A 14,146-nucleotide genomic window follows, 5' to 3' on the forward strand; every position below is an offset into this window, starting at 1 on the left:
TCGCTATTTTAGCTCATCGTACTTATTTGAAACAAGTAAATAAAAGGGGTAGTGTCAAGCAGAATCTATTGCAATGCTTGGTGAATGAGAAGATATTGACTGACGTAATAAAAAGTTTATGAAACGATCGTGGGTTACAAAACGCACATCTACCATTCTCGCCTTGCAAATGGTTGCTGATTTTTCTAACAGATAGAGAACTTTAGAAACTACTGGTGACATCACCTCAGATAATCAAATTGTCCAACATCTAAAACAGACCATCAAAAAAGCATGCCTAATCGCATACTTTTTTAAAAATTATTCAGGTTTTTCCTGACGATAAAATTCTTGTAAAGCATCTTGCCATGTTGGAATGACAAAACCTGTTGCTTTAGCTTTCGTTAAACTCATCGTTGAATTAAGCGGGCGTTTTGCTTTAGCTGGGAATTGACTTGAATCAACTAGCTTAACTGTCACATTTGTCTCTTTTAAGATTTCAACAGCAAAATCATACCAAGTCACATCTTCCGTTGCGTCATTTGACAAATGATAGTAACCAAAATCCTTACGGTTATCCGTTAAATATGCCATGAATTCAGCCAAAGTCCGCGTCCATGTTGGGCGACCATGTTGATCATTAACTACGTTTAAGCTATCATGTGTTTCAGCTAGTTTTTGCATGGTAAAGACGAAATTCGCCCCATAATTACCAAATACCCAAGCTGTCCGAATAATATAGAATTTTTTAGCGTATTTCTCAACAAGTTCTTCACCCAGACGTTTGGTGCGGCCATACTCTGTTTGTGGATCTGGTACATCATCCACTTCCCACTCTTCACCAACTGGTTTTTGACCATCAAAAACATAGTCAGTTGAGATATAAACAAGTGTTGCCTCGTGTGCTGCTGCTGCCTTAGCGATATTTTCCGTCCCTGTGACATTAATCGCATAGTCAAGCGCTTTACCTTCATCTTCAGCCTTGTCAACAGCTGTATAAGCGGCACAATGATAGACTAAGGTCGGTTTGACTTCTGCGAAAACTTTATTTACTTGCTCAGCATTTGTAATATCAAGCTGCGCCACATCCGTTGCGACGTAGTCTACATCACGTTCATCTAATAGATAACGTAACTCAGTACCCAGTTGACCATTTGCCCCAGTAATTAAAATCATTTAAGTACCTCTTGTGACTTAGCATAGTTGGCTTCAACAGCGGCTTTTTCAGCTTCCCACCAGTCTTTGTTGTCGGTATACCACTTGATTGTCTCTTTCAAGCCAGACTCGAAGTCAGTATGCTTAGGCGCCCAACCGTGCTCTGTGCGAAGTTTCGTATTGTCGATTGCATAGCGCAAGTCATGGCCAGCACGATCCGTCACGCGGTCATATGCCGTCGCCTCTTGACCCATTTCAGTCAAGATTTCTTCCAAGACTTCTTTGTTGTTCTTTTCGCCGTCAGCACCGATCAGATAAGTTTCACCGATCACACCTTTTGTAAGGATCGTCCAAACACCTGAAGAATGGTCTTCCGTGTGGATCCAGTCACGGACATTTTTACCATCACCATAAAGTTTTGGACGGATACCCGCCAAGATATTGGTAATTTGACGTGGGATAAATTTCTCGATATGTTGGTACGGTCCATAGTTGTTTGAACAGTTAGAAATCGTTGCTTTAAGACCGAATGAGCGGACCCATGCGCGAACGATTAAGTCACTAGCTGCTTTTGTAGAAGAATAAGGTGAGCTAGGGTTGTAAGGGGTACGGTCTGTAAATTTCTCCCCTTCACCTTCGCCATGACCTGGTAAATCTTCACGGTAAGGTAAATCACCATAGACTTCATCCGTTGAGACATGGTGGAAACGCAAATCATATTTACGCGCCGCTTGAATTAACGTATAAGTCCCAATGAAGTTAGTATGGATAAACTCATCTTGAGATTTAAGTGAATTATCATTGTGTGACTCAGCTGCGTAGTGGACAATAGCGTCTACTTGCGCTGCCAATTTATCAACCAAATCAGCGTCGGCGATATCGCCAACGACAAGCTCAACACGATCACCAAGAATCTCAGCAATGTTGGCTTTGTTGCCAGCATAAGTCAATTTATCTAAAACGATAATTTTTTCAATTTCAGGGTGGTTATTATACACATAGTGTACAAAGTTCGAGCCGATAAAACCCGCGCCACCTGTTACGATTATTTTTTTTAATTCAGTCATTGTTCTTCTCCATCTGTCAATATATTTGCAAAGCCTTATAAAGACCTCTATGCACCCGCATATTTTCTCTATAGTTAAATCTTGGATTATTTTTTGAAAAACTAAACACAGCTTGCCCACGCATTGACGGTTGGTTCCCTATTACTCCTGCTTCAAAGAATTTTAATAGAATATCACTTATTTCTTGATCTTTTGGATCATCTTTTTTATAATCCCTATATGCTTCAGCAAATTCAGCAAACTTAAATGTCTGTTTTCTGACAATCGACAATAATCCTAATATCTCATCAACATCATCAATAAGCGGATAAAGTTCGTCAATAGTTTCCGATTTCAGATACTCAGAAAATTCTTCATCTGCTTTTTTTACCATTTTCGGAGTGATTTGTCTTTTGTTCTCTTTTTTAACTAATTTGCCACACTCAATTACATATTGGATAAAATCACGAGGTCTCATCTCCGTACTACGCTCAATATAATTAAAAATCTCCATCTCTTTTTGCTGCATATTCCCCATATTAACTTTCTCTTTAGAAAACAATTGGTAAAACACAGTATCAAAATCCAAATTTTTCTGATGAGAAGCGATACAAAGACGATGCGCTAACATTCTTTTTATAGATTCACCATCCCATCTTAGGCTAATTAAATCCTCACGCCATTTATTTTTATCTGAATGCTTTATCCGAGAATAAATATCGCTCCGAAGAAATACAACAGGATATATTTTCTGATTCTTTACATCAAAAATGGAACGTATATCTTGAACAGCTTTAAACAGGCTAGTCAACATTGATTTATAATCTTCTTCTTCTTTTTTAGTTTCAAAATTTCTATAGTCTTCGTCCAATTCATCAAAAACGATAAAGTATTTCTCATTCCCTCCATGTTCTAATATAATATTTTCTAGAATATCAATCGCTTCCAACCACGAAATTTGAGATTCTTGCAGTTCTCGTTCTCTTCCAAAGCCAAACCCACCTAATTGAAAACTAAAATTTTTATTTGTCCAACGGTCTAGCATCTTACTTAATTGTTCTTGTGATACGGATGAATCATAATAAATTTTTTCTAGTTTTTTTCGGACTGTACTTTCTACATTATCATTTTTAATCAATTGTTTACAAACAACAGAATATATTAAATATTTCCAAATAGATACAAATTGATTAGGCTTTGTATATTCTTTTACATTTTCTAAAGAATATAGAATATTGAATGGGAAATTTTTGAAACTAAGCTTCTCGGAAAAGACTCCATTTCCATCAGAATTTACTAAATTTTTTGCAATTGCTGATTTTCCACATCCTTTCCTGCCAATTACAAAAGACTTCGCCCCCTCTTTAATCTCGTTAACTTCTTTAACATTATAAAAATAATCTTCATGCTCCTTTGTAGCTTCCACACTCCAATTATTGATTATTTCATCAAAAGTTGCCTCTGCCGTCCTTTTTAAACCTTTTTTATTCAATCTAATATCTTCTTTCTACAGAAATAAAATTATCGTTTTTATTATCTTCTAACTCGTTTGATTTTCACTTTCAATAATTTTGAGAAGAAGTTTTACATTTTTTGAACTCATATATATTTAACACAACAAAACTCCAACTATATTATACTTTTACAGCAAATCAGCAGTCAAAGCCGTTACATCTTTAAGCAAGGGATGATTTTTGTCCGCTTCACTTACTTCAGCGTTAGCAACATCTTCCCATTTGATACCTAGCGTTGGATCAGCATAGTTGACAAAGGCATACTTAGGTTTGAGTTCAAGTGCCCAGTAATCGTTCACAAGATAGCTATAAGACACAACATCGCTCAACACTTGGAAACCATTGGCAACCCCACGAGGGACGAAGATGCCTTTACTGGCATCAATTTCTGTTTGGTAAACATTACCAAAACTTTCGCCCTCACGTAAATCAACCCATGCGCCAAGCACACGACCATTGTCCGCAACCGAAATATACTTATCCCAAGGTTCAGCGTGTAAACCACGTAAAACATTTTTTCGAGAAAATGACACATTATTTTGGAGTTTACCTTCAGCGAAAAAGCTTTCGGGAAAACCTAACGGTACCATTTTTTCCTTTTGGAAGTTTTCTTTAAACCACCCACGGTTATCACCATGAACTGGAATATCAAACTCTAACATACCGGGAATTTCAGCGATTTCACGCGCAGCTAATTGCTTTTCAAAAAAGTTCTCAGTCATGGATTAGTCAGCCTCCACAAGTCTTAACAAGTATTGACCATATTCGTTTTTCTTCAACGACTGTGCCAATTCAATGACTTGTTCACGTGTGATATAGCCCATACGATAAGCAATTTCTTCAAGGTTAGCCACTTGAACGTTTTGCATACGTTGTACAGTTTCGATATATTGTGCCGCTTCAAGAAGTGACTCATGCGTGCCTGTATCTAGCCAAGCAAAACCACGACCCATCACTTCAACATCCAAATCGCCACGTTTGAGATAGGCATCATTTACGTCTGTGATTTCAAGTTCGCCACGCGGTGATGGTTTGATATTTTTAGCAATTTCAACGACATCATTGTCATAGAAATAAAGCCCTGTAATAGCATAGTTTGATTTTGGCTGTTCAGGTTTTTCTTCTACTGAAACAGCACGCATATTTTCGTCAAATTCAACGACACCGAAGCGTTCTGGATCTTTGACTTGATAACCAAAGACTGTCGCGCCTTTTGCTTTAGCCGCAGCACGACCTAACATTTTTGACATACCAGGACCATAGTAGATATTATCGCCAAGAATCAAGGCAACATTATCATCACCAATGAAATCAGCACCGATAATAAAGGCTTGTGCCAAACCATCAGGACTAGGTTGTACCGCATAGCTCAAAGAAATACCGAACTCGCTACCATCGCCCAATAATTCTTCAAAACGAGGCAAATCTTGTGGTGTTGAGATAATCAGAATTTCTTTGATGCCAGCTAACATCAAAGTTGAAAGTGGGTAATAAATCATCGGTTTATCATAGATTGGCATCAATTGTTTACTTGCCGCACGCGTCAAGGGATACAAACGTGTCCCTGAACCACCTGCTAAAATAATACCTTTTGTCATGAAAAGCCTCTTTTCTTTTTCTCTTTATCTTTTTAAGCTCAAACGTATCTGTTTTTATCTCTACTATTTGAGACAGAACAGCATATCCATCTGACGGCATATTACATTTGCGCTTGAATGTCATTCCCTATAATTATATCACATTTAACATTAGATGTGCCAATTCCTCATTTAAATCATAGCAAGACAAGCAAAAAACTCGCATTTCGCGAGTTCTGACTTATCGATAGTCTGGTATCGTCTTAGTATTATGGTAAACATTTGAAATGCGTTCACTTGCACCCGGCTCTACTATGTCCAATGCGACTGAAATTTCTTCGTAGGATGCGGCATAATTGCGATCGCGTTCAAATAATTGAAACGCCCGCGCAATGCTCTTGGCAACCATTTCATTCGTTGTTTTGTAACGATTGGCATATTGCATTAAATCTTCCGCCAAACGTGCCTTGTCCACCATTTCATCCGTTGCATCTTTTAGATTCGACAAATCTTCCGTTGTCACATCAACCAAATGATTGACACCATCAATATTCACTTTCACTTTATTTAATTCTTTATATAAAGCTTGGACGCGTTCTGATGTCGCAAAAAATTTATCCAAGTAAACTTTTGGTAAACCTGGTAAATTACGCTTTTCAACATAACGTTTCAAATTTCTAATTTCACGATCAAAAGCATCGGCTGCATCTTGCGCCGCCTTTTCTTGCTGACGTAAAGCTTGTAAATCGTTACTAATTTTCAGTTGATTTTTCTCAATATCATCAAGTGTTGAGATAATGGTATCAACTTCCTTACCAAGCAAGCTATAAGGTTGAGCATTTTCTTGCACCACATCCAGCAATTCATCAGCGCCATCTTCTAACTGCTCCAACTGTTCTTGATAGCCACGAATCATCCCCATCTCGTTACCGGTTAAAACATAGGCTTGAGAAACATGGTCAATCTCCAAGAGAAGGTTTTTATTGTTTGACCGTGTATGCGAAATGTACTCCTTAAGGATACTAGCATTTTTCGCAACATCACGACGTGCCTTGTATTCCGTCTCAAAAATTTCATAAAGACCATCTAAATTTAACTGGATTTGTTCCAATTGTGCATCAGCACGATCTAATTCAAAGTGCTCGACAAAAAGAGACGTTTGTTTCAAATCGTCACGAACTTCCTGCAAGCGCTCTTCTACCTTAACGGTTTCTGGTAATTTGAAATCCTGTGCTAAAAATTCTTGATAGCCTTGTGCTAATTCTTCCAGTTGTTTTGGATATTTGACAGTCATCTCTTCAACAATAGTTGGAATTCGATCTGCAATGGCACCAAGCGCAATCGTGTGTTCTTCAGCCGTCTCCAAAACTTCAGATGCCTCAATCGGGTCACCTGTTGAATTCAAATCAACAAATTGGCTAAACTCAGTTTCGATATTATCTAACTGAGCTTCAAGTTCACGAAGCGCAACGCCGTATCTTCCCGCATTATCCGTAATTTCAGCCCGCAAGGCATCATATAAGTCCAAGGAATCCTGAATTTTAGATGAATTAATCGTTTCTTGTTTCGTTAATTCAGAAATCCCCCCACGAATCGACTGAACATCTTGTTCCATCAGCTCGATTTGGCTTTCAGAGGCATCTACAGATTCACGCGCCCGAATAAATCTGAAAGAATCATTCAACTGTTCCGCTTCAAAAATATGATTTTCTAAATCTGCAAAAGAATTTGACGATAAATCAATCCATTTTTGATTCCATTCACGAAAAACCGTCTGACTTTGCCCAACCAGATGCAATTTTTTGACAGCGTCAATCTCTTCCTGTACTGGCAAGTCAAACAAATCTTCTTTACGCTCTTCAAGCGTGATAATCCGATCTTCTGTTTTTTTGCGTAGCACCATTGACACCACATAGAAAACAACGACGATTATAAGTAAGGCGACGATTGCGATTATGATACTGTTTGGCATTCTTTTTTACTCTCCATCACGGGTCATTAATACATTTAAATCATATGTTCGAATTTATAAATTCCGTGTTTCATTATACCACATTTAAGCAAAAAAATACACCGGAAGGTAAAGTAAATGTAAATTTAAAAATTCTATTTATCAGTAGCACTGATTAAGTATATCTGATTTTCCTTAATCTATAAAATTACCTTGAACATCACTAACACAGAGCATGCTAGTTAACATCGTTTTTCAACCAATACCCCATCATATTTTGAAACATGCCAAGGGATGGCCTAGGTCGCCATAATCCTGAACATGACTGTAACCATCTGTCTCACCAGCCACATAGACCACAAAAATTTGATTGGCAGGTTTTGACAAGACGACCACAAAGCACGATTGACTGAAACTTTTGTTTAGGTTCTCTTGACCAAGTCACTAAATTATCGCATGGTCATCAATTCTTGCTTTTTCATTTTAATCATGTTTTTCTTCCATTTTAGAAAAGCTAAAAATCAAAGCGAGCATCGGTTCTTGGTAAGGGAAGAACGTCCCCTGATCAACCATTGCCATCACCTCATCATAGCTCGCCCATTTAACAGCCTGAACTTCTGCTGTCTGCAAATGTAGCGTTGTTAAATCAACATCCTGATAGATAATATACTCATCCGCAAAACCATTTGGGAACTTAACCATAAAACTAGGCGCTACTTCAGACAAATCTAACCGCAGTCCTAATTCTTCAAAAACTTCACGCATCGCAGCTTCCTTGCTAGTCTCACCAGCCAATGCGCCACCGCCTACACTAATATCCCAGAACCCCGGCCATGCCTGCTTATGTGGCTGACGTTTCTGGATCAAGAGTTGATTTTTTGAATTCATTATACTGACATGAACAATCAACCGATAGTCATCTGCCTTAAGCTCCTGACCTCGTACTGCAGTGCGTTCTGTCAGCTTGCGAGTGTCATCATAAATATCAAATCTTTCCATTCATATCCCCCTCATTTGCCAATAGTATACCATATTAACATCAATCAAGCACAAAAAAACTTACAAACAAGTGTCTGTAAGTTCTTAATATCATATCACTTAGGCTTTATAGTCATAAGCGATTTCGATAATCCCTTTCAATTCAGAGATTAAAGGTTCTTTTGGATTAGCAGTTGTACATTGGTCTTCGTAAGCTTTTTCAGCCAAGTGATCAATTTCTGCTTCCATTTGTTTCTTCGTCAAGCCTTGTGCTTTCCAGTTCATGTCGATACCAGTTGCCACACCAAGATTATAAACAGCAGCTGCAAGTGCTTCAACCAACTCAGCAGTTGTCTTACCTTTAAGACCTAGGAAGCGCGCGATGTCAGCATAATCACTGTCCGCACGGAAGAAGTCATATTTAGGGAACATCGCATGTTTTTGAGGATCTTTGGCATTGTAACGGATAACATGTGGGAGCAAAATCGCATTTGTACGACCGTGAGGAATGTTCCAAGCACCACCGACTTTGTGGGCGATTGAGTGCGTAATACCGAGGAAGGCATTGGCAAAGGCCATACCAGCCATTGTAGAGGCATTGTGCATTTTTTCACGCGCTTCAGCGTTACCAGTTTTAACTGAGTTTTCAAGATGTTCAAAGACAATCTTAATCGCTTGTAATGACAGACCACGTGTATAGTCAGATGCCATCACTGACACATATGATTCAATCGCGTGTGTCAAGACATCCATCCCTGTATCAGCTGTCACGCTAGCTGGCACTGACATCACGAGTTGTGGGTCAATGATGGCCACATCTGGTGTCAAAGCATAGTCAGCCAATGGATATTTTGTATGGTCTTCTGAGTCAGTGATAACCGCAAATGGTGTCACTTCTGAACCTGTACCAGATGTTGTTGGAATACAGATGAAAGTTGCTTTTTCAGCGTATTCAATCTTATAAGCACGTTTACGAATATCAAGGAATTTTTGTTTCGCACCGAAGAATGATGTATCTGGGTGCTCGAAGAACATCCACATCCCTTTCGCCGCATCCATTGCTGAACCACCACCAAGCGCGATGACGACATCTGGTTGGAAGCTATTGAAAACTTCAAGACCTTTATAAACTGTGTTGGTAGACGGGTTAGGTTCGACATCTGAGAAGACTTCAACACGTGGGTCGTTAGGGTTCTTTTCAAGTTGTTTACGGACAAGGTCAGCATAGCCAAATTGAACCATACCCGGGTCACAAACAAGCATGACACGTTCAGCTTTAATTTGTTGCAAGTAAGTGATTGAATTTTTTTCAAAGTAAACTTTTGGTGGCAATTTGAACCATTGCATATTATTTCTCCGTTTAGCAAGCGTTTTAACGTTAATCAAATCTACTGCTGATACGTTATGTGACACTGAGTTATGACCGTATGACCCACAACCAAGTGTCAATGACGGCAACATTTCGTTGTAAATATTACCAATACCACCTTCAGCTGCTGGCGTATTCACAAGGATACGACAAGCTTTCATGCGAATACCAAACTGGATTTGCAAGTCTTCGTCTTCTGTGTGGATAACAGCCGTATGACCAAGACCACCAAGGTCAAGCATTGCTTCACAAAGGTCAAGACCTTCTTCAGTTGAGTTAGCTTTAACCATTGCCAAGACTGGTGATAATTTTTCACGTGACAACGGGAAGTCAGCACCAACGCCACCGATTTCAGCAATGAGTAATTTTGTTTCAGCTGGTACTTTAATCCCTGCTAATTCAGCAATGTATTTAGCTGAAAAACCTACGATTTTAGGGTTTACCGCATGACCATCAGGCAACATCACAGCTGCTTGCAATTTAGCTAATTCAGCTTTAGATGACACGATGTAAGCATTGTGTGCCAAGAATTCAGCTTTAACGTCGTTGTAAACTTCGTTATCAACGATAATGGCTTGCTCAGACGCACAAATCATCCCATTGTCAAATGTTTTTGAAAGGAACAAGTCATTTACGGCACGTTTGATTTTAGCATCTTTTGTAATGTAAGCAGGTGTATTACCAGGACCTACACCAAGTGCTGGTTTGCCAGTTGAGTAAGCTGATTTAACCATAGCAGCACCACCAGTTGCTAAAACTGTTGCGATCGTTGGGTGATTCATCAAAAAACCAGTCGCTTCAATTGACGGTTTGGTTACCCATTGGATACAGTTTTCAGGCGCACCAGCTGCAACTGCGGCTTCCAAGACGATTTGTGCTGCTGCTGCAGAAGATTCTTGTGCTGACGGATGGAAAGCAAAGATGATTGGATTACGTGTTTTAATGGCAATCATAGATTTGAAAATGGTTGTTGATGTTGGGTTAGTTGTTGGTGTCACACCACAAATAACGCCGACTGGTTCAGCAATTTCAACGATACCCGCTTCTTTATCTTCATTGATAACACCAACTGTTTTGTTATCTTTGATAGCATTCCAAATGTATTCAGAGGCATACATATTTTTGATGGCTTTATCTTCATAGATACCGCGACCAGTTTCTTCCACAGCTAATTTAGCCAGTGGCATATGTTTGTCAAGCGCCGCCATGCTCATTTCATGCACGATATGGTCGATTTGCTCTTGATTTAATTTCTCAAGACCTTTGAGGGCTTTCGCTCCTTTAATTGCAAGCTCATCAATCATGCCAGCAACATCAAATGTTTCAGTTTTTCCTACAGTCTTTGTAGCCATCTTTTTTCTCCTTAAATTTGAACTTCGGGCTTACTCTATGGTCAATAAGATTTTGCCAAAACAAGCAAAGCCTGTTGATGACACCCCTCTTATTTTTCTATAAAAGTTGTAATGCCTTCAGTATCATGCCTAAAATAGTAGTTCCGATTAGGTTTAGATAAGTTAGTGAAATAATTAACTTATCTTTATGTTCTTATTATATCATACTGGAAGGGTTTGTAAAGTGATATTTAACAATTTATAATTTGTGAAGTGAAAAAGTTTGTGAAATTATTCATTTATTACGGTTTAACTCCTGCTAAATCAAGTTATTAATTTCACAAAATAGTCAAAAAAATTAGTCAGCAATTGTTTTCACAATCTTCCGACCAACTTTCATAGACAAACAATGTCTCTCTTGTATAGAAGTAAAATCAAGAATACTCTTAATTTTTTTCCAAATAATCAATCGCATCCTGCACCGTTTTCACCGGCACAATCCTCATTTTCGTTTTCAATTTTTTAGCCGCAGCAACCGCTTCTTGATAATTTGACTTGGCACTCGGCTCAATTTTTTTCATTTCTTTCGTAATCTCATCATCAGGTGCTAGAAAAATTTCGGCACCATTTTTGCTTGCGGTAGCAACTTTTTTATCAATGCCACCAATTCGACCGATGATGCCATCTTTTTCAATTGTTCCAGTACCAGCAATCTCCCGCCCTTGCGTTAAATCTTTCCCTGTCAATTGGGAATAGATGTCGAGCGTGAACATCATCCCTGCCGAAGGACCACCAATCGCACCCGCATCAATTGTCACAGACGGCGTACTCTTAACAGTCGTATGATCTACCAGTGCAATCCCAATCCCAGCCTTACCATCTGATATCTTAATCGTTTGACCGTCCGCAGATTTCGCCTCCCCTGCTTCATCTGTATACTGAACCGAAATCTTAGCGCCAATCTTTTGAGACTTGATATAATCCACCAACTCCTCAGAAGACTTGAAGTTTTGCCCATTGACTCCCATTACCGTATCGGCGATATGCAAGATATCCTTAAAAGTTGATTTTGCCATAACATCTAAAACATAAACACCTTTATACTCTAACTCAAAAGGTTTACCAGCTAGTTTAAAAGCTTCATATACGGCTGCATTTTGCGCACTCTCCATGTAAAAAGCATTCATCCGATTATAGTCAGCATCCGACTGTTCCCCCATCATATCTGCTTTACTATAAACATCAGTGAAGTCCGTTACCGCAGCATAAAGCAAACTCGCCCCCGTTGCCCGCATCATCGAAACAGTCGTTAAATTTAAAGATCCTTTTTCAGATTTTGGGGATAATGGTGTCTGCTTGAGCTTGACCATCGTGCCAACATCTTCAGTCGTGCCAGGCATCTCAACATAGTAAGGCAGGGGGAGCAACATACCGATAAGGACTAGAACGCCAACAAGACTAACAATGCCCCAGCGAACATTAATAAATGATTTTCTATTTTTGATCAAATTTTTTCTCCAATTCAAGTGCAACAAGCGTCGGCACCCATTTTGACACATCAACGCCAAAATGTGCTAGCTCCTTCATTCTTGTACTACTCACATACTGTAAGGTTGGACTGGCTGCGAGCAGAACAGTCTCAACCCCGGTCATCTCATGGTTAAAATAAATCATGGCTGACTCATAGTCTAGGTCTTGTGCATTTCTCACACTTCGAACCAACGCTGTCACGCCCAATTTTTGAGCGACATTAACCGTTAAATCCGATTCGTGAACGATGATTTCAATGTGCTCATAATCCGCCAATAGCTGGCGCATTATCCCTGCCCGCTCAGTTGATGAAAAGAGGGGATTTTTTTTGTCATTGTTGAAAATACCGACATAGAGTTTGTCGAAAAGTTTCGCAGCGCGGTGGATGATGTCCAAATGACCATTGGTGATGGGGTCAAATGTGCCTGTATATAAGCCGATTTTCATTGGTAAACCACCTCAAATTCTTCGTAAATTAAAGCAAGATTCTCCTCATCATAAGTATAAGTCAGTTTTTCTTTAGCAAACGCCGTCTTGAAAAAATCACGATGAACTGCTTGCCAATAAGCGATTGATAAGTCGCTCCCACCCTCTAAACGTGCCAGTTCTTTTGTTGCACCAAATGACTCGTTCAACCCCAATAATGCGGCTTCAATGTTAGTCTCAGCTCCAAATTTCTGCCAAAATGCTTGTTCAACTGCGTTCATATAGACTCACTTTCGATATCCCATAACTTTTTTGCTTGATGAGGCAAAAATTCGCAATGCTATCAGGCAGTTCAACAGATTTATCCGTTTCACAGATAATCGTCACCTCTGACGATAAAAGCTCATTATCTTCTAGTTTTTCAATATCCTTAACAATCTGCTCTTTGGCATAGGGTGGATCTAAAAAGACTAAATCGAAAGATTCATTTAACAATAAGATGGCTTTATCTGATGTCATTTTCATCAGTCTAAAGCGCTCACTATTTTTTGTCATTTCAATATTGGCTTGAATCACTTGCTGAGCCTGCCTATCTTTTTCGACCATAATCGCCCTATCACATCCACGAGAAATGGCCTCAATCGCAAGACCACCTGAACCCGAATATAAATCTAAAACAAGTCCACCGTCAAAGTATTGTCCTAACATAGAAAAAATAGCCGCCCTAACTTTATCGCCGGTAGGTCGTGTATTTTTACCCTCTAAGGTTTTGAGGATCCTCCCTCCATATTGTCCCGCAACTACTCTCATCTCATCACCTCAAGCTATCTCTTATCATTATAACAAATTTAGGCCAATAATCGTAAATACAAAAAAACGACTGAAAGCAGCCGTTAATCTAGTTGAACTTCAGACTGACTTCTTAGGAAAATAGAGGATTTACACGCACAAGCTGCGTTTATCGCCTACGGCAAATCCTTAATTCTCTTAAAAGCTTGGCTACGCCATCGTCTTCAATATTCTAATTTATCGGGAAGACAGGATTCGAACCTGCGACACCTTGGTCCCAAACCAAGTACTCTACCAAGCTGAGCTACTTCCCGAACTTCTGATGTATTGGAATTTGTCTCCCAATATATCTTTTTACCTATCCTGTGACATGTTCAATAGTTTGTCTTAACACCGTTAAGCTCACTACGATCGGATTGCTGACGCAATCACAAACTATTTCACTTCAAAGTTTCTTCGCTTACAAAAACAAGCTTTTGACACTTCGAAACTTTGATGCAC

12 protein-coding genes and 1 tRNA gene are annotated in these 14,146 nt (G+C 39.2%); all 13 read right to left on the reverse strand.

Going from position 1 to position 14,146, the window contains the following annotated elements; translation table 11 throughout:
• Positions 1–300 precede the first annotated feature (300 nt).
• On the reverse strand, positions 301–1,155 hold the full coding sequence (gene rfbD / locus ACYQ21_RS12180) for a dTDP-4-dehydrorhamnose reductase (protein WP_460058682.1): 855 nt from the start codon (positions 1,153–1,155) through the stop codon (positions 301–303).
• On the reverse strand, positions 1,152–2,201 hold the full coding sequence (gene rfbB / locus ACYQ21_RS12185; RefSeq protein WP_460058683.1) for a dTDP-glucose 4,6-dehydratase: 1,050 nt from the start codon (positions 2,199–2,201) through the stop codon (positions 1,152–1,154). Before rfbB ends, rfbD begins: the two co-directional genes overlap by 4 nt.
• A gap of 16 nt (positions 2,202–2,217) precedes the next feature.
• The gene (locus ACYQ21_RS12190; RefSeq protein WP_460058684.1) at positions 2,218–3,672 is read right to left on the reverse strand and encodes a P-loop ATPase, Sll1717 family; all 1,455 of its coding nucleotides are present in this window, start codon (positions 3,670–3,672) and stop codon (positions 2,218–2,220) included.
• 150 nt (positions 3,673–3,822) lie between these two features.
• The gene (locus ACYQ21_RS12195) at positions 3,823–4,416 is read right to left on the reverse strand and encodes a dTDP-4-dehydrorhamnose 3,5-epimerase family protein (RefSeq protein ID WP_460058685.1); all 594 of its coding nucleotides are present in this window, start codon (positions 4,414–4,416) and stop codon (positions 3,823–3,825) included.
• A 3-nt stretch (positions 4,417–4,419) separates the two neighbouring features.
• Positions 4,420–5,292, reverse strand: a complete 873-nt coding sequence (rfbA, locus tag ACYQ21_RS12200; protein WP_460058686.1) for a glucose-1-phosphate thymidylyltransferase RfbA — start codon at positions 5,290–5,292, stop codon at positions 4,420–4,422.
• Positions 5,293–5,512: 220 nt separating this feature from the next.
• Positions 5,513–7,243 carry a septation ring formation regulator EzrA gene (ezrA, locus tag ACYQ21_RS12205; RefSeq protein WP_460058687.1) on the reverse strand — a complete coding sequence of 577 codons (1,731 nt, stop codon included), beginning with the start codon at positions 7,241–7,243 and terminating at the stop codon, positions 5,513–5,515.
• 462 nt (positions 7,244–7,705) lie between these two features.
• Positions 7,706–8,221 carry an NUDIX hydrolase gene (locus ACYQ21_RS12210; RefSeq protein ID WP_460058688.1) on the reverse strand — a complete coding sequence of 172 codons (516 nt, stop codon included), beginning with the start codon at positions 8,219–8,221 and terminating at the stop codon, positions 7,706–7,708.
• Positions 8,222–8,320: 99 nt separating this feature from the next.
• Positions 8,321–10,921 carry a bifunctional acetaldehyde-CoA/alcohol dehydrogenase gene (adhE, locus tag ACYQ21_RS12215; RefSeq protein ID WP_460058689.1) on the reverse strand — a complete coding sequence of 867 codons (2,601 nt, stop codon included), beginning with the start codon at positions 10,919–10,921 and terminating at the stop codon, positions 8,321–8,323.
• A 425-nt stretch (positions 10,922–11,346) separates the two neighbouring features.
• The gene (locus ACYQ21_RS12220; protein ID WP_460058690.1) at positions 11,347–12,408 is read right to left on the reverse strand and encodes a SepM family pheromone-processing serine protease; all 1,062 of its coding nucleotides are present in this window, start codon (positions 12,406–12,408) and stop codon (positions 11,347–11,349) included.
• Positions 12,395–12,877: a pantetheine-phosphate adenylyltransferase gene (gene coaD, locus ACYQ21_RS12225; RefSeq protein WP_460058691.1), complete on the reverse strand. Its 483-nt coding sequence runs from the start codon at positions 12,875–12,877 to the stop codon at positions 12,395–12,397. The genes ACYQ21_RS12220 and coaD overlap by 14 nt, the downstream gene beginning before the upstream one ends.
• A complete protein-coding gene (locus ACYQ21_RS12230) occupies positions 12,874–13,137 on the reverse strand; it encodes an ASCH domain-containing protein (RefSeq protein WP_460058692.1) in 264 nt (87 codons plus the stop codon). The genes coaD and ACYQ21_RS12230 overlap by 4 nt, the downstream gene beginning before the upstream one ends.
• The gene (rsmD, locus tag ACYQ21_RS12235; protein ID WP_460058693.1) at positions 13,124–13,666 is read right to left on the reverse strand and encodes a 16S rRNA (guanine(966)-N(2))-methyltransferase RsmD; all 543 of its coding nucleotides are present in this window, start codon (positions 13,664–13,666) and stop codon (positions 13,124–13,126) included. The genes ACYQ21_RS12230 and rsmD overlap by 14 nt, the downstream gene beginning before the upstream one ends.
• A 219-nt stretch (positions 13,667–13,885) precedes the next feature.
• A tRNA-Pro gene (locus tag ACYQ21_RS12240) sits at positions 13,886–13,959 on the reverse strand.
• Between the last annotated feature and the right edge of the window lie 187 nt (positions 13,960–14,146).

The sequence above is a fragment of the Pseudolactococcus yaeyamensis genome, from assembly GCF_054658615.1.